The sequence below is a fragment of the Pseudoalteromonas sp. NEC-BIFX-2020_002 genome (assembly GCF_013002825.1).
Classification (GTDB): Bacteria; Pseudomonadota; Gammaproteobacteria; order Enterobacterales; family Alteromonadaceae; genus Pseudoalteromonas; species Pseudoalteromonas neustonica.
On record NZ_JABEPJ010000020.1, the window covers coordinates 1 to 20,293 of the forward strand.

Here is a 20,293-nt window from a genome sequence, read left to right on the forward strand (position 1 = left end):
CTTGCTTAGTAAACTAAGTTCGGCTGTTAGAACTCAATCTGTACGAGTGCCCACACAGATGATTGCTTTATATTGTTAAAGAACGTTGCGATTAAAGTTAAACTTTATCTCGCTAGGGCTGCGCATACTACGCTTTCCACTTTTTTTGTCAATACTTAAATTTAAACTTTATAAAAATTCAAACTCAAGTTTTACTCGACTCACTGATTAACTCTTGCCCCGCTAAGCGTTGCTGTCTGCCTTCTCAGTGGGGTCGCATTATAGGGAGATCCAAAAACAGATCAACCCTTTTTTGATGAAAACTTAAATAAACTAGCTATTCGCTGAGTATTTGAACGAAACGTATAAAAACAGCACTAATCTTGGGAAATAAAGTCTATTTGCAGTGCTTTAAATACGAGAATAAATGAATAAACCTTATAGCATGATCTTAATGGTGCTAGATCATTAGTTGGATCTCATATATTAGTAAATGCTACGTGGTTAAATAAGTATGTGGCATGAAGACACGTTAAAAACAAATGGTGAATATAGGTGGAGTAGATTAGGAATATAATTATAGGCATTAAAAAGCCGAGCATAAGCTCGGCTTTTTGGTGTCTTTAAGACTTACTCAGCAGACTGCGCGTCATCTTGAACTTCTTCGGTAGCAGATGTGCGACCTACTAGTTCAATATAAGCCATTGGTGCTTTGTCACCAGTACGGAAGCCACACTTAAGAATACGAGTGTAACCACCTGGGCGATCCGCGTTACGAGGACCGATTTCACTGAACAATTTACCAACTACTTCATTATCACGCGTGCGAGCAAACGCTAAACGGCGATTTGCTACACTGTCAGTCTTAGCCAGTGTGATTAAAGGTTCAATTACACGACGTAACTCTTTCGCTTTAGGCAATGTAGTTTTGATGATTTCGTGTTTCACCAAAGAACCTGCCATATTGCTGAACATCGCTTTACGATGGCTGCTGTTACGGTTTAATTGACGACCACTCTTACGATGGCGCATGACCCTATCCTTCTAACTAAACTAATATAGTGATTTAGATTATTCAGCTAGGCTTGCAGGTGGCCAATTTTCTAGGCGCATACCTAGAGAAAGACCACGTGAAGCTAGCACGTCTTTAATTTCAGTTAGAGACTTCTTACCTAAGTTAGGCGTTTTAAGAAGCTCTACTTCTGTGCGCTGAACTAAATCACCGATATATTGAATTTGCTCGGCTTTCAAACAGTTTGCAGAACGTACTGTTAATTCAAGATCATCGACTGGACGAAGTAGAATAGGATCGAATTCTGGCTTCTCTTCTTTCTCTTCTGGCTCAGTAACATCACGTAAATCTACGAATGCTTCTAATTGCTCAGCTAAGATAGTAGACGCACGGCGGATCGCTTCTTCAGGATCTAAAGTGCCGTTTGTTTCCATATCAATGATTAACTTGTCTAAGTCTGTACGTTGTTCAACACGTGCTGATTCAACCGAGTACGCAATACGTTCAACTGGACTAAATGATGCATCAAGCAACAATCGACCAATTGGACGCTCATCGTCATCAGAGGATAAACGGCTAGATGCCGGCACATAACCACGACCGCGTTCAACACGAATTCGCATGCTGATCGCGCTGCTATCTGTCGTTAAATGACAAATAACGTGATCTGGGTTAGCAATTGTTACATCGCCATCGTGCTGAATATCTGCCGCAGTCACAGGGCCTACACCAGACTTAGTCAGGGTAAGAAAAACTTCATCTTTACCTTCTAAAGTTACTGCTAGACCTTTAAGATTTAACAGAATTTCAATGATGTCTTCTTGTACGCCTTCTTTCGCGCTGTACTCATGCAACACACCGTCGATTTCAACTTCGGTAACTGCACAACCAGGCATAGACGAAAGAAGTATACGGCGTAAGGCATTACCCAACGTATGACCGAAGCCACGCTCTAATGGTTCTAAAACAACTTTAGAACGTGTTGGGTTTATAGCGTCGATATCGACTAACCTTGGTTTTAGAAATTCTGTAACAGAACCCTGCATTTTATCCTCTCTTAACTCTTAACTTTACTTAGAGTAAAGTTCGACGATTAGTTGTTCATTAATGTCCGCAGACAGATCTGAACGCTCAGGTAGGCGTTTAAAATTACCTTCCATTTTCTTACCGTCAACTTCAACCCAAGTCGGTTTTTCACGTTGCTCGGCTAGTTCTAGAGCAGCGATGATACGAGCTTGTGTCTTAGACTTTTCACGGATAACTACTACATCTTCTGGAGTAATTACGAATGAAGGAATGTTCACAACACGACCATTAACTAAAACCGCTTTGTGGCTTACTAGCTGACGTGCTTCAGCACGTGTGCTTGCAAAACCCATGCGGTATACAACATTGTCTAAACGTTGCTCTAAAAGCTGTAACAAGTTTTCACCTGTGTTGCCCTTAAGGCGAGCAGCTTCTTTATAATAGTTACGGAATTGCTTTTCTAATACACCGTAGATACGACGTACTTTTTGCTTTTCACGTAATTGTAAACCGTAATCAGATAAGCGACCTTTACGAGCGCCGTGCTGACCAGGTGCAGTCTCAAGTTTACACTTAGAGTCGATAGCTCTTACGCCGCTCTTAAGGAACAGGTCAGTGCCTTCACGACGACTCAGCTTGAGCTTAGGGCCCAAATATCTTGCCATGTTATTTCTCCTAACCTATTGTTAAACGCGACGTTTCTTCGGTGGACGACAACCATTGTGTGGTATAGGCGTCACGTCAGTAATGTTGGTAATACGGTAACCAGCAGCATTCAAAGCACGTACAGCAGATTCACGACCTGGACCTGGACCTTTGATGAAAACTTCTAGATTTTTTAAACCGTATTCTTGAGCAGCAGTACCTGCACGCTCTGCAGCAACCTGAGCAGCGAATGGTGTAGATTTACGTGAACCACGGAAACCTGAACCACCGGCAGTAGCCCATGATAGTGCATTACCTTGACGGTCGGTAATTGTAACAATAGTGTTGTTGAAAGACGCATGAACATGAGCCATACCATCAGCAACTTGCTTTTTAACCTTTTTACGACGAATTGGTGTCTTAGCCATAATACTATCCCCTTATCGCTTAATAGGCTTACGAGGACCCTTACGGGTACGCGCGTTAGTCTTAGTTCTTTGACCACGAAGTGGTAAAGAGCGACGGTGACGTAGGCCACGGTAACAACCAAGGTCCATAAGGCGCTTGATATTCAAAGTAACTTCACGACGAAGGTCACCTTCTACAGTGTACTTGCTTACTGCTTCACGCAATACATCAAGTGTTTCGTCTGAAAGTTCACCGATTTTTGTGGTTTCGGCGATACCAGTCGCTACTAAGATAGCCTTAGAGCGAGTCTTACCTATGCCATAAATAGCTGTTAAACCAATAACTGCATGTTTATGATCAGGGACGTTAATGCCAGCAATACGGGCCACTAACACATCTCCTATATTTGAATTCGGTTATCATCTGTTTGAAGAGCCCGTAAGGATACTCAAACGAAGACCAAATCACTACTGAAAACACAGGCCGAGTAACCTCAGCCTGTACGACTTATTAATTAACCTTGCCTTTGCTTATGCTTAGGCTCACTGCAAATTACACGTACAACACCGGCACGTTTAATAACTTTACAGTTACGGCATATTTTCTTAACGGAAGCACGTACTTTCATTGCTCAACTCCGTAAACTGACCTTATCGACCGTAGCCTTTAAGGTTCGCTTTTTTCAGCACAGAATCATATTGATGAGACATCATATGAGTTTGTACTTGTGCCATAAAGTCCATGATGACAACAACGATAATCAAAATTGATGTACCGCCGAAGTAGAATGGCGTTTGCCATGCCATCGTCATGAATTCGGGCACCAGACAGATAAAGGTTATATACAAAGCACCTGCCAATGTCAGGCGTGTCATCACTTTATCAATGTATTTCGATGTCTGCTCGCCTGGACGAATACCTGGGATAAATGCGCCAGATTTTTTCAGGTTATCTGCTGTTTCACGTGGGTTAAACACCAACGCTGTATAGAAAAAGCAAAAGAAGATAATGGCTGCGGCTAAAACTAATGCATACAATGGCTGACCTGGAGTCAACGTTGAAGCAATAGCTTGTAACACATCAGCGACAGGACCTTCACCCTGACCGAACCAGCTGGCAATAGTACCAGGGAACAGTATTATACTGCTAGCAAAGATTGGTGGAATAACACCCGCCATATTAACTTTCAGTGGTAAATGCGTGCTTTGGGCAGCAAATACTTGACGACCTTGTTGACGCTTTGCGTAGTTAACGACGATACGACGTTGCCCACGTTCAAAGAATACTACAAGATAAGTTACAGCGAATACGATTACCGCAATCAATAACAATGCTAAAACATGTATGTCACCTTGGCGCGCCATTTCGGCTGTCGAACCGATAGCAGACGGCAGGTTAGCTACAATACCAACAAATATTAGAACTGAAATACCGTTACCGATACCTCGTTCAGTAATTTGCTCGCCCAACCACATCAGGAACATGGTACCTGTTACTAAACTCACCACTGCGGTGAAATAGAAACCCATACCAGGGTTAACAACTAACCCGTCCATCATACCCGGTAAGCTTGTGGCAATACCGATTGATTGGATAGTAGCAAGCAAAAGCGTGCCATAGCGTGTGTACTGGCTTATTTTCTTACGCCCTTGTTCACCTTCTTTCTTAAGCTCTATAAACGGAGGATACATATGCGTTAATAGTTGCGTAATAATTGAAGCTGTGATGTAAGGCATAATACCCAGTGCTAACACTGAAGCGCGCTCAAGCGCACCACCGCTGAACATGTTAAACATTTCAACAATGGTGCCCTTTTGTTGCTCGAAGAAATCGGCAAGTACAGCGGCGTCAATCCCAGGGATCGGCACAAATGAACCTAGACGGTAAATAATGATAGCGCCCAATACGAATAGTAATCGACGTTTCAATTCCGAAAGCCCACTTTGTGCACTTTGTATATCTTGACCTGGTTTAGCCATTAGTACTTCCTTAGTCTTCTACCTTGCCTCCGGCAGCTTCAATAGCTTCGCGAGCACCTTTAGAGGCTTTAAGGCCTTTTACAGTAACTGCGCGTGAAACTTCGCCAGATTTAACAACTTTAACGAACAGAACGTTCTTTTTAACTAGACCAGCTGCTTGTAACGTACTTAGGTCTACCACATCGCCTTCTACTTTAGCGATTTCGTATAGGTTTATTTCTGCAGATACTAAAGATTTGCGAGAAGTGAAACCAAACTTAGGTAGACGACGTTGCATAGGCATTTGACCGCCTTCAAAACCAACGCGTACTTTACCGCCAGAACGTGACTTTTGACCTTTGTGACCACGACCACCAGTCTTACCTAGACCAGAACCGATACCACGACCAACACGTTTTGGAGCAGATTTAGAACCTGCAGCAGGAGAAAGTGTATTCAAATGCATTCGAATTACCCCTCAACCTTAACCATGTATGAAACTCGGTTAATCATACCACGCACACATGCTGTGTCTTCTAACTCAACAGTGTGATTGATACGACGTAAACCAAGACCGCGTAATGTAGCTTTATGCTTCGGTAAACGACCGATAGAGCTCTTTACTTGTGTTACTTTTACAGTTTTATTAGCCATGGTTTACCCCAGAATCTCGTCTACTCGAAGACCACGTTTAGCAGCGATCGACTGAGGAGAATTCATATTCTCAAGAGCTGAGATCGTTGCACGTACAACGTTGATCGGGTTAGTAGAACCGTAACATTTAGAAAGTACGTTCTGCACACCAGTCACTTCAAGTACTGCACGCATAGCGCCACCTGCGATGATACCAGTACCTTCAGAGGCTGGTTTCATGAACACTAGTGAGCCAGCATGACGCCCTTTAACAGGGTGCTGTAATGTGTTGCCATTTAGGTCTACGTTGATCATGTTGCGACGTGCTTTTTCCATTGCTTTTTGAATAGCAGCTGGAACTTCACGAGCTTTACCATAACCGAAACCTACTTTACCTGCGCCGTCACCAACTACTGTTAGTGCAGTGAAGCTAAAGATACGACCACCTTTAACTACTTTAGACACACGGTTTACCGCGATTAGCTTTTCAGCTAGATCAGGCTGTTGTTGCTTTGCTTCTACGTTAGCCATTGTCTACTCCTAGAATTGCAAACCGGCTTCACGCGCAGCATCAGCTAGCGCCTTCACACGGCCGTGATATTTAAAGCCACTGCGATCAAAAGCAATCTTTTCGATGCCTTTGTCAGCCGCACGTTCTGCAACCGCTTTACCAACTGCTTGCGCAGCTGCTAGGTTGCCTGTGCCTTTAACTGTTTCGCTAATAGCTTTTTCAACAGTAGAAGCAGCAGCCAGTACATTACCCTCAGCAGTAACTACTTGAGCGTATATGTGACGTGGCGTGCGGTGGATAACAAGACGCGTTGTGCCTTGTTCAATATAATTTCTACGAGTGCGTTTAGCACGACGTAGACGAGCTGTTTTTTTATCCATCGTCTTACCTTACTTCTTCTTAGCCTCTTTACGGCGTACATTCTCATCTGAATAACGAACACCCTTACCTTTATAAGGCTCAGGTTTACGGTATGCACGAATGTTAGCAGCTGTTTGACCAACTAACTGCTTATCTACGCCCTTAACTAGAACTTCTGTTTGGCTTGGAGTTTCAATCGTAATTCCTTCAGGAACTGCGAAATTAACTGGATGTGAGAAACCAAGAGTTAAGTCTAAAACTTTACCCTTTGCTGCTGCACGGTAACCAACGCCTACTAACTGAAGTTTCTTCTCGTAACCTTCATGCGTACCAACAACCATGTTGTTGATAAGAGCGCGAGCAGTACCTGCTTGTGCCCATGCATTGGCTACGCCTTCACGAGGTAAAGTTGTAATAACGTTGTCGTTAAGTTGTACTTCAACAGCTGAGTTGATAGTACGCGTTAATTCGCCGTTTTTGCCTTTAACTGTGATGTCCTGGCCTTTTAATGTAACTTCTACACCGGCAGGAACATTAATTGGTGCCTTTGCTATGCGAGACATAGTTCCCCTCCGATTAAGCTACAAAACCAATGATTTCACCACCAACACCAGCACTACGTGCGGCGCGGTCTGTCATTAGGCCTTTAGAAGTTGATACGATAGCGATACCTAGACCACCCATTACCTTTGGTAATTCGTCACGTCTCTTATAGATACGTAAACCAGGGCGGCTAACACGCTGGATATTTTCAATAACAGCTTTGCCTTCGAAGTATTTCAACTCGATAGAAAGCTCAGGTTTAACATCACCATTGATTTCGAAATCAGTGATATAACCTTCATCTTTTAATACTTTAGCTAATGCTACTTTCAGCTTTGAATTAGGCATCGTTACAGATACTTTCTTCGCTGACTGACCGTTACGAATTCGTGTGAACAAATCCGCGATAGGATCTTGCAAGCTCATAGTCTTACTCCCGTGATTCTATTACCAGCTAGCCTTTTTAAGGCCAGGAATTTCACCGCGCATAGCTGCTTCGCGAACTTTAATACGGCTCATGCCGAATTTGCGAAGGTAACCATGTGGGCGGCCCGTAATGTTACAACGATTACGTTGACGTGCAGGGCTAGAATCACGCGGTAAAGCTTGTAGCTTAAGTACTGCGTCCCAACGATCATCGTCAGATGTTTTCACATCACTGATGATAGTTTTTAGTGCTGCGCGCTTTTCAGCGAACTGAGCAACTAATTTAGTGCGCTTTGCTTCGCGCGCTTTCATAGAATTCTTTGCCATAACCCTACCCTTATTTCTTAAATGGGAAGTTAAACGCTTCTAACAACGCACGGCCTTCCTCATCTGTTTTCGCAGATGTAGTGATTGTGATATCCATACCGCGTACACGGTCTACTTTATCATAATCAATTTCTGGGAAGATGATTTGTTCACGTACGCCCATGCTGTAGTTACCACGTCCATCAAAAGACTTAGCACTCACACCACGGAAGTCACGGATACGTGGGATAGCGATTGAAACCAAACGCTCAAAAAAGTCCCACATACGCTCGCCGCGTAGGGTTACTTTACAACCAATCGGGTAGCCTTCACGCACTTTAAAGCCAGCAACAGATTTGCGTGCTTTAGTGATTAAAGGTTTCTGACCAGAGATTGCAGCTAGATCAGCAACAGCGTGATCTAAAATCTTCTTGTCAGCTAGGGCTTCGCCCACGCCCATATTCAATGTGATCTTTTCGATCTGAGGGACTTGCATGACAGAGCTGAAACCAAACTTCTCTTGAAGTTCAGCAACTACTGTGTCTTTATATACTTCATGCAGTTTCGCCATCATTCTACTCCAACTATTAGATAGTTTTACCAGTAGATTTAAAGATACGTAATTTCTTACCATCTTCAATCTTGAAACCTACACGATCTGCTTTACCCGTTTCCGAGTTGAAGATCGCAACGTTTGATGCATCCATAGACGCTTCTTTCTCAACAATGCCGCCAGCTTGGTTCAATTGTGGAACCGGCTTTTGGTGTTTCTTGATCAAGTTTATGCCTTCGACAAAGATTCGACCAGATTCAGTAACAACTGAAAGCACTTTGCCGCGCTTACCTTTGTCTTTACCTGCTAGTACGATTACTTCGTCATCACGACGGATTTTTGCTGCCATGATTGGCTCCTTACAGTACTTCTGGGGCTAGTGAAACGATTTTCATGAACTTATCATTACGAAGCTCGCGAGTCACAGGGCCGAAAATACGTGTACCAATTGGCTGCAAGTTATCATTTAAGATAACAGCCGCGTTGCTGTCAAAACGGATCAAAGAACCATCTGGACGGCGAACACCTTTTCTGGTACGCACAACTACCGCGTTTTTAACATCACCTTTCTTCACTTTACCGCGAGGAATAGCTTCTTTTACAGAAACTTTAATGATATCGCCAATCGCTGCGTAGCGACGGTGTGAACCACCAAGGACTTTTATACACTGCACTTTGCGAGCGCCGCTGTTATCAGCAACTTCCAGCTGAGTTTGCATTTGGATCATGTTAATGACCTCCGGTGTAGTTATAACAAACTGTCTTAAATTTGTTTAAAATCAAGACATTTAGATTAAAAACCACTCAAAAAACAACAGTGTTGTCTCTTAAGGGCGGGCAATTGTACCAGCATTGAAGGGGTAGCGATAGGTTATTTTTTAATTAATTTAGAATTACAGCACTAGGTAATCTTAGAGGGGAGTATATTTTGCTATTTAACAGCTGTTTATAAAACAATCAGGGTATTTTTATACCCTGATTGTTTTATCTACGAATAAATACAGTAAATGTTAGCCAAATAAACCTTTTAGTTTATCTTTGATTTTATCTTTTGCTTTTTCTTTGACTTCATCTTTAGCTGCTTTACTCACATCTAAACTAATACTAACATCGTGAAATGGCCCCTTGATACGCAGTGGTACTTTAAAGCCAGTGCTATTATCAGTCGTGCCCTGACCTTCAAGTGAATCGACGATACCTGTGACTAACCGATAGTTAACAGTAGCAGCAGGCAAATTGACATCCCCTTCACCACTAATGCGCACCAATGGACTCAATAAGCTCAAGTCTGTATTTTTACCCACGCCATTCGTAAAATTAAAGCTACCCGTTAACGCCGAAAAGTCAGTCTGCTGTGAATTATCAAAGCCCGTATCGAGTCCTTCAGAGACAGCGCCGAAGTTGCCTTTTATAAGCTCTTTGCCTTTGCGTACCATTTCAGCAATATTTGCGCCTTTTATTGCCCCGTCAGCAAACTCAAAGGCTAACTTACCTTGTAGTGCCCCCATAAAGTCTTTTTGACTTTGCCCTGACGTCGATAAATCCCAATTAAGTGAGCCCTTACCGATCAATTTATCAAAACCTGCGGCATCAGTTAGTAAAGGTTGTGCATCTATTTTAGCTAATGAAAAGTTAGTGCTGATTTTATAAGGCGTTTGCTTTGCATTAACCGTTATTATGCCTTTGCCATTACCTTTATACGCTGCAAATTTATCAAGACTAATTTTTGCTACTGCATTTTTAAGGTTTACTGTGAATTGGTTTGCACCAAGTTTTATCTCATTTGCTTTTAATCCACTTGAACGGATCACGATATTTGCATCAAGGGCATTTAAGCCACTTAAATCCATTTTGGTATTATCCCAAACTATAGGCTGTGCTGGTGCATCACTTGCAGATTCTGGAGTTTCGGTTTGAGCAACCGCTTCAGGTAAGTAAGGGTTTAAATCAAGCATGCCTAAATCTATATCAGCATTAACAGCTAAACGCTTACCTAAGCTAAGCTCGCTTTTACCTTTAACCTCTAATTCATCCAATGTAGCAATCAATTCAGATAAATTAAACCTATCATCTTTCATACGCATTTTACCGCTAACACTAAATGCGTTAAAGGCATTGTCTTTCGCATTAAGGTCAACACCTTGCCATTTGGCGATATCTTTAACTGAGTCACCACTAAGTGCCAATTGACCTTGAATATCCTTACCTTGACCTGCAATAGAACCTTTAAATTCGACATCTACTAACTTTGATGTAATATTTTTGGTTACATTAAATGTATCCCCTTTAATTACTTTGGCCGGATTATCAACCGTCACATCAAGCTCAAAACGTTCTTGCATGTAGGTAATGGCACCTTTCACTTCTAGTGTTTTATGAAGTGAAGGTAATAATATAGCTAGTTCGAGGTCGTTTATTTCTTGCTTAACCCCTGTTTTTCCATCTAAGTAAACAAACTTTCCACCATAAATAGCCACTTCCCCTAACGAAATATCAAAATTTTCAGGTAATTTAACTGCATCACCATTTTGCTGTTGCTCAGCAGGTTTTGCTACCGCATCAAATAGTTGCCAATTAGCTTTACCGTTTTTATCCGTTTCAAGTAGAATATCTGGCTCATTGATCACAAACTTCTCTAGTTTCAGCTCACCACCAAATAATGAAAACCATGGGATGTGGATCGCAAGTTGCTGCATACTTGCCATATTTGCACGTGAGCCGCTTTTCATATTGGCAAAATGCACATCTTCAAGTTCAAGCTTTAATGAAGGAAAAACCGATAATGTTTTATCCCCTTTAATCGTTAATGTACGTCCTGTGGTTTGTTCAACCTGCAGCGAGACTTTATTAAAGATTGCGTCTGTTGGTATTAAAAAAGGTGCCGCGACGATTAAAGCTACGAACAGCAAGATTATTACACCAATTACTTTGAGTAGGGTTTTCATGATGATCCTTCGAATGTGCAAATGATGTTCTTATAATAGCGGGAGTAAGACCCAAAAGCATTGCTCCGCCTGTAAAAAATGAATTTTCCTCAGTCTATATTAATGACATGAATAGTCACTGAAACATTTTGATACCTTTAGGTTACAAAAAAAACTTGACCCAATGATACCTTGAGGTTACATTGATACCTGTAGGTTACAAAAATATAAAATTATCACTTTCACAGGATGGACTTTATGAAACAACAGGATATAAAAACAGAAGAAAAATTTATGAGTCATAATGCATAGTTTTCTATATTTATGGGGGTGACTTTACTAATTATCAGTGGTTACCCTATGCTCGACAATACATCAGTACCGCTGTTGTTATCAGGAAGCGCTGCTTTTCTTGGCTCATTCTTTATGTTTGTAATGAAGGGCGGTTTTACCAGAAAGATGCATTGCAATCTCACTTATAAAGATGAGTTTCTAAATACAATTGATACCATTGCTTATAAGCATATAGTCATAATACTCATGTGCAGCATGGGTTTTACTTTCTTCACATCAGAAGCGTTTCTCAGTGACGTGCCACATTCAGTCATGGCGACATTTTATTTGGCTATAACGTGCCTAGTTTATGGCGCTTCATTGCTTTGGCAGAGCCGTGATTAGGAGTTAATGTGCACAACCATATAGCTGAATTTCGCAAAGCTGCAGGACTGTCGCAACAAGAACTAGCCGATGCGATTAGTGTGTCTCGTAAAACCATTAGCACAATCGAAACATTACGCTTTACACCGTCAGTGATCATTGCATTGAAGATAGCACAACACTTTAATACCTCTGTTGAGCATCTTTTTACGCTTGACGATGGTGATTAAACACTTTAAACGCAATCTTGTGTAGATTTGCATTAGCAAGATTGCATCCCCTTTATTCTTAGGTATGATGCATAGCCCTGTTGTTTTTAGGCTTTTTGCGCTAAAATTAAACAACTAAAAAATGTATATACTTGGAGTACCGTCCGGCATGAAAAAACTGCTTATTTCACCTTCACAAATGGCATTAGGCGATCAAGAAGGTCATATTTATCAAAATATCTTAAAGCAGGCTTCAGAGCTCAGCCTTAATCTAATGGCGGTGAAAATAGAAAATCATCCTGAAGACTTTTTAGGTTGGTGTTACGAACTGCTCAACGCTAGTCGCGATCGTATTAATTATGACTTACTTGAAAGCGCACAATTACCTGTATTAAAAAAGCTCCATGACTTATTAATTTCAGCGATTAGCTTTTTGCAGTTAAAAACTCTACGTGTAGCCCCTTGGCCTGTAGTGAGTGTTTTTATAGAGCAACATAAAGATGTATTAGCGCTTGATGAGCAATTACGCCTTACAACTTATATTGCAAGCATTCGTGAACAAACATTAAAAGATATGATCCCTGAAGATTTACTCGCTTTTAGCGGTAAACACACTTCGTCTCTTGATCCTAGTAACTACAATTTTGATGTAGAATGGTTTAGTTCAACAAAAAGCGCAAAAGGTTTTCATTTGATGCTGGGTGATCTGCCTGCATTATTTGATGATGCACTCGCGCATATACCGCTTGAAGGCGAAGTAACTGAAGCTGATTATCAAGAATTTGTTGTTAAATATTTACTCGCGTTTAACGAAAGTAATGAAAAACCAACTCTCGCACCTGCAACACGCCTATTAGCAATGCGTCGCCCTGATGTATTTACACCAATTAATAACACTCGCTTAGATGCACTTTGTTCAGCTCTGGCTATTACCAAATTAAATAACCGTGACTTTGCACGCTATTGGCAAGATATTGTGCAAACAATTAATAATATGTCTTGGTTTAAAATGGCAAATGGCGAAAGTGAATTAGACCAACAGCTTGTAGCGATTAAAGCACTGCTGCCTTGTTTATTTTATTATGCTGATAAAAACACACCAGAGAACTCTAACTACATTAAGCTACTAAACAAACCTAAACGTGCAACTAGCACTGGCACAAAAAAGGTTCGTCGCGGTAAAGAATCAGCTGAAATATTAGTTGATCGCGCTCTAGCTGCTGAGGATATGCCTGAGCATATTCGTGCCAAACGTGATTCTATTATTAGCGAAGTGCAAAAAGGCCGTGGAGTTAATGAAACAATTAGCCTAATGCGCACAATCTTTGGCTAATTTACATTAAAATTGATAAAAACCCGCTGCAATCGTTTTGTGCATGCGGGTTTTTTTATGCACCAAGAAAGTGCGTAATACTTACCTAATACAACCCACCCTCTTCCCTCTAAAAATTCACCTCTTTGTTTTTAAAGTGATAAAAATATAAATGTGCAATTTCAATTCAACTTGGCACAAGCACTGCTAATATCTTATTAGACAACTAAAAGGGCTCGCCAATTAATAGGCTGCAACCAACTAAAATAATTACGAGTCAATAAATCAGCATAACAACAGGATACCAAACATGATTAGACTAAAAACAGTGATTGCTATAAGCGCGCTTGCATTAATGGGAACAACATCAACAACCGCTTATGCAGAAGTAACAGCTAACGTAGCAGCAACTTCAAACTACTTATGGCGTGGACAAGAGCAAACTAATGGTGATGCTGCAATATCTGGTGGTATTGATTATGTAAACGAGTCTGGTTTTTACGCAGGTACTTGGGTATCCAATGCATCTTGGGCCGATGAAATGACCTATGAACTTGATTTTTATGCAGGCTTTGGTGGCGATATTAACGAAAATATCAGTTATGACGTCGGTTATATTTATTACGCATACCCTGATGCGGCATCATCTGCTGACGCTGATTTTTCTGAAATTTACGGTAGCCTCAGCATGGGCGGTTTCAGCTTTGGTGCATCTATTTTGGCAACGTCCGCGGCAAGTGGTGATGGATCTGACTTCAGTGACTCTTTATACCTAACCGCTGATTATGGCTTCGCTATTGGTAGTAACGGGACTGAAATGGCATTGCATGTTGGCCATTACTCAGGTGACTTTATAGGCGATGACAACATCATCGACTACGGTATTTCAATCTCTAAAGATGGCTTTACACTTGGCCTGTCTGATAACGATATCGATGGCTCAGATTTAAAAGCTTACGTTGCTTACTCTGTCGATTTTAATTTATAAAAAAGAATGTGTTACTTGCTGCAACACTAAGGGCCGCAAGGCCCTTTCTCGATCACGGTAAGCGGTAAGCGGTAAGCGGTAAGCGGTAAGCGGTAAGCGGTAAGCGGTAAGCCAAAATCTACTCAATTCAGATTTTATGTCAAGGCTTACCAAGCGCTCAGGGCGCTTAAAACTTACAGCACTTATGGCACACTATGCCCTGTTGAACCTTGCCAAATCCGATACCATTGCTCACGGCTGAGTTTTAATTGTTTAGCTACAACCGCAGACTCAACACGTTTGATATTGCCCGTGCCCAGTACCACTGATGGTGAGCTTGGATGCATTAATAACCACGCATAAACAACTTGATCTATTGAACTTGCACCAATTTCTCTGCCAACTTGCTCAAGTACGTGGCGCAAGCGAATGGCTTTATCATCGCTATCCGCAAAGATGCGCCCGCCTGCTAATGGTGACCAACACATAGGCTTGATATCAAGTAGCTGGCATTGATCCAAACTGCCATCATCCAGCGCTTTCATTTCATAGGGTGAAAACTCAACTTGATTAGTGACTAGTTCAAAATCCAAGCGTGATTGTAATAAGCTTAATTGCGATGGCGTAAAGTTAGATACGCCAAATTCCAACACATCGCCACTTTGCTTTAGGGTAGTAAATGCTTTGGCCATTTCGTCGGCATTCATTAAATAATCGGGACGATGAATAAGTAATACATCTAAACGATCTGTATTAAAATGCTTAAGGGATTGCTGCGCTGAAGCTATAATATGCCGCGCACTTGAATCATAATGGTTTGCCTGACCCGCCAACCCCAAGCTTGGAAATGCGGGCTTAATACCGCACTTGGTAATAATTTTAATATCATCACGAATGCTTGGCTTTAATAACAACACCTTACCAAACTGCGCTTCACAGCCATACTCGCCATAAATATCAGCATGATCAGTGTGCTTTACACCTGCATCTATAGCTTGCTCTAGAAAGCTTAAGCATTGCTGTGCAGAGATTTTCCAATCTAATAACCGCCAAAAACCAAGTACCAATTCATCTATTTTTCGTTCTGTGTTAGTCATAATTTACCTTACTGTTATTGCTTACTTCCTTGCCGTTAAGCCTGTGTTAATAAGCCGTTACAATTTAACTCTCATCACACATGAGTTATGCTTTATTCTACCCTCTTAATAAGGTATTAATAGCAATAATATTTGTACCTATAAATGATTAATAAAGGAATAATAACAATGAGCTCATCAAACGCCCTATCAGCATGTGTTGATATTTTTATCAGTCCAAGCAAAACCTTTAATGGCTTAAAAGACGCAAAAGGCTGGTCTTGGCTTGCCTTTACATTAATAGCTACAGCACTTGTTATTAGTACATACGTATTTTATACCAATGCGGACTCACAGTTTATTCTAGAAGAGCAAGTAGCCGCAGCCAGTATTGATGCCACGATTGGTGAACAAAAAATGATCCGCCAAAGTATGGAGCAAAGTATTGATAGCCAAGTATGGTTTGCAATTGGCGGTGGCCTTTTTGCCATAATCATCATGAATGCGCTCATTGCCGGCTACTATTTATTAGTTTCCAAACAAGATCCAGATGCTCAGCATAGCTATGGGGCTTGGTATGGTTTTGGTGTTTGGACCATGATGCCAGCAGTTATCTCAAGCTTGGGTATATTAGCTTTAGTACTTACAGCCAGTACGGATCAGCTTTCAATGAGTATTTTTAACTACGCTTCGATTAATCAATTGATTTTAGGGCTACCACTTGGTCACTCTCTCTATTCGCTAACAGAAGCCATTAGTATATTTACTGTTTGGGGCATTGCACTGGCAGCCATTGGTTTAAAGTGCTGGACTAACTTTAGTTTGAATAAAGCTATTTTGTTTGCTGCTTTACCAAATGTAGTCATATTTGGTATTTGGGCGATCATCGCTCTAGTATAAAAATAAAGGCAGGTGTAATAGCCTGCCTATTGCGTATTAACAGGAAGTAAAATGAAAAAAGCAATTATAGTTACCCTTGCGATCAGCGCTTTTATTGCTCTTATTGTATCTAAGCAAATCACCGGCAATGAAGATCTAGCCGAGGTTAACATTGCAACCGTGGAACAAGGCAGTATTGCAGATTCTATTATGGCCTCTGGTAACTTGGTTTTTAACACGCAAGTACAGCTGCGCTCTGAGGTAACAGGCCGTGTAGACAAAGTATTTGTTGAGGAAGGACAGAGTGTACAACAAGGCGATATTCTAATGCGCCTTGATACCACCGCATTTGAATCAGAAGTAACACGTAACAAAGCTGTTTTACGTGCCAGCGAAATAGAGATTAAACACAGTAAAACTCGCCTGCTGAATATTGAACGCCAATTAAAGCGTCAAAAAGAGCTTTATGATGTAGGCCTCGCTGGTCAAGAAGTGTATGAAAATCTGAAAAACGCAAGAGATCTTGCAAAAATAGACATTGAAGCGCGAGGTGAGGCCTATAATCAAGCTAAAGCTTCACTATCTATTGCTGAAGATAGACTCAGTAAAAGTGTATTTCGTGCCCCAATGAGCGGTTTGTTAGCCTCAGTAAATATTAAAGAAGGCGAAACTGTGATTGCTGGTACAACCAATATTATTGGCTCAGATCTTATGCTTGTTGCTGATCCTAGTGCTATTTTAGCTGAGTTAAGAGTTGATGAAACCGATATTGCTGGCATTAAACTCGACCAACATACTGATATATACGCAGCCGCTTACCCAAATCAACCTTTTACTGGCAAAGTCATTAACATTGGTACTTCGGCTAAAAACCAAGTTGGTTCGCAAGGGCTCTCATTCAGAGTAAAAGTATTGCTGGATAACACTGATCGACAATTATATGCAGGTATGAGCTGTCGCGCTGAAATTGCGACAAGTATCGCGGTTGATGGCTTAAAACTACCTATTGAAGCAATACAAAAAGAAGATGACAAATATTTTGTGTGGCGCTTAAATGATGACAGCACCGTTACTAAAACGTACGTAAAAGTTGGTATTTCATCTGATATTGAACAAGCGGTCACTAGTGGTTTGGATAAAGGTCAGCGTATAGTGATTGGCCCTGCTCGCCCTGTTAGTAAGTTAAAAGAAAACGATACAGTAAAAATTAAACAATCTATCGCCAAGGATGCTAAATAATGTCTGCGGTCATTAAGCTTGAGCACATTAACAAGCAATACAAAATGGGTGATCAAATATTTAAAGCCCTTGATGATGTAAACATTGTAATTGAAGAAAACGAATACGTTGCTATTATTGGCCCTTCGGGTTCTGGCAAATCAACGCTAATGAACTTACTTGGCTGTTTAGATACACCAACCAGCGGTGACTACTTTTTAAAAGATAAGCTCGTAAAAAGCATGACTGAAACCGAACTTGCTCATCAGCGTAATGAAAGTGTGGGCTTTATTTTTCAAAGCTTCAATCTGTTGCCTCGTGCGTCCGCACTCGAAAATGTTATGCAACCTTTGGTTTATCGGTTTATTCCTGCAAAGCAACGTAAAGAAAAAGCACTCGAAGCATTACAACGAGTAGGCCTTGGCGATAAAGTAAATCACCTATCAAACCAGCTTTCGGGTGGCCAGCGCCAACGTGTTGCCATTGCCCGTGCTTTAGTGACTAAGCCACATATTTTGCTTGGCGATGAACCAACTGGCAACCTAGATAGTAAAACCACCACCGAGATTATGGCTTTATTCGATGAGCTACATAACGAAGGCCATACCATTATATTGGTAACTCACGAACAAGAGATTGCTGATCACTGCCAACGTGTCATTCGCTTAGTCGATGGTAAAGTTGTCAGCGATGTACGCAAAGGTACGGGAGAAAAACAAAATGTTTAAATCCGCCATTGCTATCATAGAAGGCACTAAAGCTGCATTAATGGCCATTAAGGCCAACGCAATGCGCAGTGCCTTAACCTGCTTAGGGATCATCATTGGGGTGGCCGCAGTTATAACTGTGGTTGCTGTTATGCAGGGTTTTACCAAACAGATTAACGATCAATTAGCCGACATGGCACCAGATGTAACTTCTATTAAGCCATTTACCAGTATTGAACAAGAAATGGTTGGCAAAAACGCCAAGCTAACTTACACAGACTTTTTAACCTTAAAAGCCCGAGTAAAAGAAGCTGAAACATTTACCGCTTTAATGTTTACTTGGCGCTTTTCTGGTGGTGCTGAATATGGTAATAAAAGCCACTCATCACGTGTTATGGGAACAGAGCAAGATTATCAAAAAGCCTATAGAACGTTCCCTGAACTTGGTCGTTTCATTCGTGCGGAAGACGATGAAAAACGCCGTCGCGTCGCTTTTATTGGCCCCTCCATCATCGAAAAACTTAATTTACCAGAGAACCCTGTTGGCGAGTATATTAAGCTCGGTGGTGAATGGTTTAGAATTATCGGTGTAGCCGAAAAACAAGGCAGCTTGCTAGGCTTTGATCAAGATGATTATATAAATATTCCTATCAGTACAATGAGCGCACTAGAAGGCGCGAACAGCAGTAGTAATGTACAAATAATGTTTAGGCTTAAAGAAGGCAGCGATGAAGAGTTGGTACTGGCCAAAATCACTCGAATTTTACGTCAATTACACAAACTTAAAGATGATGATGAAAATGACTTTGAATTTGAAACCGCTGAAAAAGCCCGCGCGAATGTTGATAAATTTACAGGCAGTGCCACCGCTATAACAGCCGGGATAGTCGGGATTAGTCTCATTGTTGGCGGCATTGGTGTTATGAATATTATGCTAGTATCAGTAACAGAGCGCACGCGTGTTATTGGTACACTCAAAGCACTTGGCGCAACCCCAGGGTTTATTATGCTCCAGTTTTTAGTTGAAGCTGTAGTATTGTCGTTATTTGGTGGCTTAATTGGTCTTGCTATTGGTTATGGGGCTGCAACATTGATCTCATTATCAATGCCCAGTATGCCGGATGCGTATATACCGGCTTGGGCCGTTATGCTGTCGTTCGGTTTTACTTCGTTAATTGGGATCGTGTTTGGATTAGCCCCCGCGATAAAAGCTGCAAGGCTAAATCCAATAGATGCATTACGCTACGAATGATCATTGCACTTTATAAGGTACCTTAGCGCAGCTTACTTCTACTGTTTTAGGGTACCAAGCAGGGCCTACTTCATTCACAACGAGCTCAGCCACGCCATTGGAAAATGATTTATAGGTATGTACACTTTGCCATTGCGAATCAGGGCAAACATCTGATAAATCAACAGTATCTGATCCTTCATAAAGTGCAGCTGCAAAGTTATGATGCCATTGCTCACTTTTATGATTGGTAGCCAAGTCATCATACTGACCGTTATCAAAATGGATGTTAGTACAACCCGTCAGTGCTATAAATGCTACACCCAGCATTAATTGTGCTATATTTTTCATATCCCCGCTCCTTTGTTTTTCTGTTCATCACACCACACTTTAATTGTATGAGGTGAATAGATGCCCAAGGTAACTAACCCCAGTGCCCCATCTGTAAAAGTTTGCTGCGACTGCATTTGTACAACAGCTTGCTCACCACATACTTTTTTTACATCAACGCGTTGATCACCAACCAGTCCCCACATAAAAAATGGGCGACTATCTTGATATGTTGGCGAGGTACTTACTTTTGCCATCTTTTGTGGCTGAATCGTAACTGCTGAGCACCCAGAGAGTATCAGTAATAATAATGTAGTTAGAAAAGCCTTCATGGCCTTGTCCTTGTGTGTTGGTTTGGAAAGTCATCATTATACATTCGCCTTTACTGTAAAATAAGTAAGAAACTGTTGTAAAAATGTAGAC

29 protein-coding genes are annotated in these 20,293 nt (G+C 41.3%); 8 read left to right on the forward strand and 21 right to left on the reverse strand.

Annotation, left to right across the window (positions count from 1 at the left end):
* Nucleotides 1–609: 609 nt before the first annotated feature.
* The 18 genes from rplQ to HJP15_RS18115 all read right to left on the reverse strand — a co-directional run bounded on the left by rplQ (nt 610) and on the right by HJP15_RS18115 (nt 11,305).
* Nucleotides 610–1,011: a 50S ribosomal protein L17 gene (gene rplQ, locus HJP15_RS18030; protein WP_054206426.1), complete on the reverse strand. Its 402-nt coding sequence runs from the start codon at nt 1,009–1,011 to the stop codon at nt 610–612.
* Nucleotides 1,012–1,050: 39 nt separating this feature from the next.
* On the reverse strand, nt 1,051–2,037 hold the full coding sequence (locus tag HJP15_RS18035) for a DNA-directed RNA polymerase subunit alpha (RefSeq protein ID WP_054206425.1): 987 nt from the start codon (nt 2,035–2,037) through the stop codon (nt 1,051–1,053).
* A 24-nt stretch (nt 2,038–2,061) separates the two neighbouring features.
* Nucleotides 2,062–2,682, reverse strand: a complete 621-nt coding sequence (gene rpsD / locus HJP15_RS18040) for a 30S ribosomal protein S4 (protein ID WP_016710205.1) — start codon at nt 2,680–2,682, stop codon at nt 2,062–2,064.
* Nucleotides 2,683–2,703: 21 nt separating this feature from the next.
* A complete protein-coding gene (gene rpsK, locus HJP15_RS18045) occupies nt 2,704–3,090 on the reverse strand; it encodes a 30S ribosomal protein S11 (RefSeq protein ID WP_002959471.1) in 387 nt (128 codons plus the stop codon).
* Nucleotides 3,091–3,102: 12 nt separating this feature from the next.
* On the reverse strand, nt 3,103–3,459 hold the full coding sequence (rpsM, locus tag HJP15_RS18050; RefSeq protein WP_054206424.1) for a 30S ribosomal protein S13: 357 nt from the start codon (nt 3,457–3,459) through the stop codon (nt 3,103–3,105).
* 125 nt (nt 3,460–3,584) lie between these two features.
* Nucleotides 3,585–3,698: a 50S ribosomal protein L36 gene (gene rpmJ, locus HJP15_RS18055; protein ID WP_002959476.1), complete on the reverse strand. Its 114-nt coding sequence runs from the start codon at nt 3,696–3,698 to the stop codon at nt 3,585–3,587.
* Between the two features lie 22 nt (nt 3,699–3,720).
* The gene (gene secY / locus HJP15_RS18060) at nt 3,721–5,049 is read right to left on the reverse strand and encodes a preprotein translocase subunit SecY (RefSeq protein WP_054206423.1); all 1,329 of its coding nucleotides are present in this window, start codon (nt 5,047–5,049) and stop codon (nt 3,721–3,723) included.
* 10 nt (nt 5,050–5,059) lie between these two features.
* A complete protein-coding gene (gene rplO, locus HJP15_RS18065; RefSeq protein ID WP_054206422.1) occupies nt 5,060–5,494 on the reverse strand; it encodes a 50S ribosomal protein L15 in 435 nt (144 codons plus the stop codon).
* A 5-nt stretch (nt 5,495–5,499) separates the two neighbouring features.
* Nucleotides 5,500–5,682, reverse strand: a complete 183-nt coding sequence (gene rpmD / locus HJP15_RS18070; RefSeq protein ID WP_004589203.1) for a 50S ribosomal protein L30 — start codon at nt 5,680–5,682, stop codon at nt 5,500–5,502.
* Nucleotides 5,683–5,685: 3 nt separating this feature from the next.
* A complete protein-coding gene (rpsE, locus tag HJP15_RS18075; RefSeq protein WP_002959485.1) occupies nt 5,686–6,192 on the reverse strand; it encodes a 30S ribosomal protein S5 in 507 nt (168 codons plus the stop codon).
* Between the two features lie 9 nt (nt 6,193–6,201).
* Nucleotides 6,202–6,552 (reverse strand): 50S ribosomal protein L18, encoded by a 351-nt coding sequence (rplR, locus tag HJP15_RS18080; protein WP_054206421.1) that lies wholly within the window; start codon nt 6,550–6,552, stop codon nt 6,202–6,204.
* 9 nt (nt 6,553–6,561) lie between these two features.
* The gene (gene rplF / locus HJP15_RS18085) at nt 6,562–7,095 is read right to left on the reverse strand and encodes a 50S ribosomal protein L6 (protein WP_054206420.1); all 534 of its coding nucleotides are present in this window, start codon (nt 7,093–7,095) and stop codon (nt 6,562–6,564) included.
* A gap of 13 nt (nt 7,096–7,108) precedes the next feature.
* Complete coding sequence (gene rpsH / locus HJP15_RS18090) at nt 7,109–7,501, reverse strand: 30S ribosomal protein S8 (RefSeq protein WP_054206419.1); 393 nt, start codon at nt 7,499–7,501, stop codon at nt 7,109–7,111.
* 21 nt (nt 7,502–7,522) lie between these two features.
* Nucleotides 7,523–7,828: a 30S ribosomal protein S14 gene (gene rpsN, locus HJP15_RS18095; protein WP_054206418.1), complete on the reverse strand. Its 306-nt coding sequence runs from the start codon at nt 7,826–7,828 to the stop codon at nt 7,523–7,525.
* Nucleotides 7,829–7,838: 10 nt separating this feature from the next.
* Nucleotides 7,839–8,378 (reverse strand): 50S ribosomal protein L5, encoded by a 540-nt coding sequence (rplE, locus tag HJP15_RS18100; RefSeq protein WP_054206417.1) that lies wholly within the window; start codon nt 8,376–8,378, stop codon nt 7,839–7,841.
* Nucleotides 8,379–8,394: 16 nt separating this feature from the next.
* The gene (rplX, locus tag HJP15_RS18105; protein ID WP_054206416.1) at nt 8,395–8,709 is read right to left on the reverse strand and encodes a 50S ribosomal protein L24; all 315 of its coding nucleotides are present in this window, start codon (nt 8,707–8,709) and stop codon (nt 8,395–8,397) included.
* A 10-nt stretch (nt 8,710–8,719) separates the two neighbouring features.
* A complete protein-coding gene (gene rplN / locus HJP15_RS18110) occupies nt 8,720–9,088 on the reverse strand; it encodes a 50S ribosomal protein L14 (protein WP_002959498.1) in 369 nt (122 codons plus the stop codon).
* A 282-nt stretch (nt 9,089–9,370) separates the two neighbouring features.
* Nucleotides 9,371–11,305 carry an AsmA family protein gene (locus HJP15_RS18115; RefSeq protein ID WP_170174286.1) on the reverse strand — a complete coding sequence of 645 codons (1,935 nt, stop codon included), beginning with the start codon at nt 11,303–11,305 and terminating at the stop codon, nt 9,371–9,373.
* Between the two features lie 339 nt (nt 11,306–11,644).
* Between HJP15_RS18115 and HJP15_RS18120 the strand changes: the two genes are divergently transcribed.
* From HJP15_RS18120 to HJP15_RS18135, 4 genes are all read left to right on the forward strand, one after another.
* Complete coding sequence (locus HJP15_RS18120) at nt 11,645–11,962, forward strand: hypothetical protein (RefSeq protein WP_249365892.1); 318 nt, start codon at nt 11,645–11,647, stop codon at nt 11,960–11,962.
* Between the two features lie 8 nt (nt 11,963–11,970).
* Nucleotides 11,971–12,171: a helix-turn-helix domain-containing protein gene (locus HJP15_RS18125; RefSeq protein WP_170174287.1), complete on the forward strand. Its 201-nt coding sequence runs from the start codon at nt 11,971–11,973 to the stop codon at nt 12,169–12,171.
* A 148-nt stretch (nt 12,172–12,319) separates the two neighbouring features.
* Nucleotides 12,320–13,483: a hypothetical protein gene (locus tag HJP15_RS18130; RefSeq protein ID WP_054206412.1), complete on the forward strand. Its 1,164-nt coding sequence runs from the start codon at nt 12,320–12,322 to the stop codon at nt 13,481–13,483.
* Between the two features lie 289 nt (nt 13,484–13,772).
* A complete protein-coding gene (locus tag HJP15_RS18135) occupies nt 13,773–14,450 on the forward strand; it encodes a TorF family putative porin (RefSeq protein WP_170174288.1) in 678 nt (225 codons plus the stop codon).
* A gap of 182 nt (nt 14,451–14,632) precedes the next feature.
* On the opposite strand, the gene HJP15_RS18140 is transcribed toward HJP15_RS18135, so the two are convergent.
* Nucleotides 14,633–15,526: an aldo/keto reductase gene (locus HJP15_RS18140; RefSeq protein WP_170174289.1), complete on the reverse strand. Its 894-nt coding sequence runs from the start codon at nt 15,524–15,526 to the stop codon at nt 14,633–14,635.
* 168 nt (nt 15,527–15,694) lie between these two features.
* Between HJP15_RS18140 and HJP15_RS18145 the strand changes: the two genes are divergently transcribed.
* Genes HJP15_RS18145 through HJP15_RS18160 form a run of 4 tightly spaced genes read left to right on the forward strand, consistent with a single transcriptional unit; the run spans nt 15,695 to nt 19,561 of the window.
* Nucleotides 15,695–16,405, forward strand: coding sequence for a YIP1 family protein (locus HJP15_RS18145; protein WP_170174290.1), 711 nt, complete (start codon nt 15,695–15,697; stop codon nt 16,403–16,405).
* Between the two features lie 51 nt (nt 16,406–16,456).
* The gene (locus tag HJP15_RS18150) at nt 16,457–17,623 is read left to right on the forward strand and encodes an efflux RND transporter periplasmic adaptor subunit (RefSeq protein WP_170174291.1); all 1,167 of its coding nucleotides are present in this window, start codon (nt 16,457–16,459) and stop codon (nt 17,621–17,623) included.
* Nucleotides 17,623–18,330, forward strand: a complete 708-nt coding sequence (locus HJP15_RS18155) for an ABC transporter ATP-binding protein (protein ID WP_054455610.1) — start codon at nt 17,623–17,625, stop codon at nt 18,328–18,330. Before HJP15_RS18150 ends, HJP15_RS18155 begins: the two co-directional genes overlap by 1 nt.
* The gene (locus HJP15_RS18160; RefSeq protein WP_054206404.1) at nt 18,323–19,561 is read left to right on the forward strand and encodes an ABC transporter permease; all 1,239 of its coding nucleotides are present in this window, start codon (nt 18,323–18,325) and stop codon (nt 19,559–19,561) included. The genes HJP15_RS18155 and HJP15_RS18160 overlap by 8 nt, the downstream gene beginning before the upstream one ends.
* Here the strand turns inward: HJP15_RS18160 and HJP15_RS18165 are convergent, their stop codons facing one another.
* Nucleotides 19,562–19,891, reverse strand: a complete 330-nt coding sequence (locus tag HJP15_RS18165) for a Bor/Iss family lipoprotein (protein ID WP_054206403.1) — start codon at nt 19,889–19,891, stop codon at nt 19,562–19,564.
* Nucleotides 19,888–20,202 (reverse strand): Bor family protein, encoded by a 315-nt coding sequence (locus HJP15_RS18170; RefSeq protein WP_054206402.1) that lies wholly within the window; start codon nt 20,200–20,202, stop codon nt 19,888–19,890. The genes HJP15_RS18165 and HJP15_RS18170 overlap by 4 nt, the downstream gene beginning before the upstream one ends.
* Nucleotides 20,203–20,293 lie beyond the last annotated feature (91 nt).

Coding starts and splice junctions, on each gene's coding strand:
- rplQ (WP_054206426.1), bottom strand. CDS start 1,011: ATGCGCCATCGTAAGAGTGGTCGTCAATTAAACCGTAACAGCAGCCAT.
- HJP15_RS18035 (WP_054206425.1), bottom strand. CDS start 2,037: ATGCAGGGTTCTGTTACAGAATTTCTAAAACCAAGGTTAGTCGATATC.
- rpsD (WP_016710205.1), bottom strand. CDS start 2,682: ATGGCAAGATATTTGGGCCCTAAGCTCAAGCTGAGTCGTCGTGAAGGC.
- rpsK (WP_002959471.1), bottom strand. CDS start 3,090: ATGGCTAAGACACCAATTCGTCGTAAAAAGGTTAAAAAGCAAGTTGCT.
- rpmJ (WP_002959476.1), bottom strand. CDS start 3,698: ATGAAAGTACGTGCTTCCGTTAAGAAAATATGCCGTAACTGTAAAGTT.
- secY (WP_054206423.1), bottom strand. CDS start 5,049: ATGGCTAAACCAGGTCAAGATATACAAAGTGCACAAAGTGGGCTTTCG.
- rplO (WP_054206422.1), bottom strand. CDS start 5,494: ATGCATTTGAATACACTTTCTCCTGCTGCAGGTTCTAAATCTGCTCCA.
- rpmD (WP_004589203.1), bottom strand. CDS start 5,682: ATGGCTAATAAAACTGTAAAAGTAACACAAGTAAAGAGCTCTATCGGT.
- rpsE (WP_002959485.1), bottom strand. CDS start 6,192: ATGGCTAACGTAGAAGCAAAGCAACAACAGCCTGATCTAGCTGAAAAG.
- rplR (WP_054206421.1), bottom strand. CDS start 6,552: ATGGATAAAAAAACAGCTCGTCTACGTCGTGCTAAACGCACTCGTAGA.
- rplF (WP_054206420.1), bottom strand. CDS start 7,095: ATGTCTCGCATAGCAAAGGCACCAATTAATGTTCCTGCCGGTGTAGAA.
- rpsH (WP_054206419.1), bottom strand. CDS start 7,501: ATGAGCTTGCAAGATCCTATCGCGGATTTGTTCACACGAATTCGTAAC.
- rpsN (WP_054206418.1), bottom strand. CDS start 7,828: ATGGCAAAGAATTCTATGAAAGCGCGCGAAGCAAAGCGCACTAAATTA.
- rplE (WP_054206417.1), bottom strand. CDS start 8,378: ATGGCGAAACTGCATGAAGTATATAAAGACACAGTAGTTGCTGAACTT.
- rplX (WP_054206416.1), bottom strand. CDS start 8,709: ATGGCAGCAAAAATCCGTCGTGATGACGAAGTAATCGTACTAGCAGGT.
- rplN (WP_002959498.1), bottom strand. CDS start 9,088: ATGATCCAAATGCAAACTCAGCTGGAAGTTGCTGATAACAGCGGCGCT.
- HJP15_RS18115 (WP_170174286.1), bottom strand. CDS start 11,305: ATGAAAACCCTACTCAAAGTAATTGGTGTAATAATCTTGCTGTTCGTA.
- HJP15_RS18120 (WP_249365892.1), top strand. CDS start 11,645: ATGCTCGACAATACATCAGTACCGCTGTTGTTATCAGGAAGCGCTGCT.
- HJP15_RS18130 (WP_054206412.1), top strand. CDS start 12,320: ATGAAAAAACTGCTTATTTCACCTTCACAAATGGCATTAGGCGATCAA.
- HJP15_RS18135 (WP_170174288.1), top strand. CDS start 13,773: ATGATTAGACTAAAAACAGTGATTGCTATAAGCGCGCTTGCATTAATG.
- HJP15_RS18140 (WP_170174289.1), bottom strand. CDS start 15,526: ATGACTAACACAGAACGAAAAATAGATGAATTGGTACTTGGTTTTTGG.
- HJP15_RS18145 (WP_170174290.1), top strand. CDS start 15,695: ATGAGCTCATCAAACGCCCTATCAGCATGTGTTGATATTTTTATCAGT.
- HJP15_RS18150 (WP_170174291.1), top strand. CDS start 16,457: ATGAAAAAAGCAATTATAGTTACCCTTGCGATCAGCGCTTTTATTGCT.
- HJP15_RS18155 (WP_054455610.1), top strand. CDS start 17,623: ATGTCTGCGGTCATTAAGCTTGAGCACATTAACAAGCAATACAAAATG.
- HJP15_RS18160 (WP_054206404.1), top strand. CDS start 18,323: ATGTTTAAATCCGCCATTGCTATCATAGAAGGCACTAAAGCTGCATTA.
- HJP15_RS18165 (WP_054206403.1), bottom strand. CDS start 19,891: ATGAAAAATATAGCACAATTAATGCTGGGTGTAGCATTTATAGCACTG.
- HJP15_RS18170 (WP_054206402.1), bottom strand. CDS start 20,202: ATGAAGGCTTTTCTAACTACATTATTATTACTGATACTCTCTGGGTGC.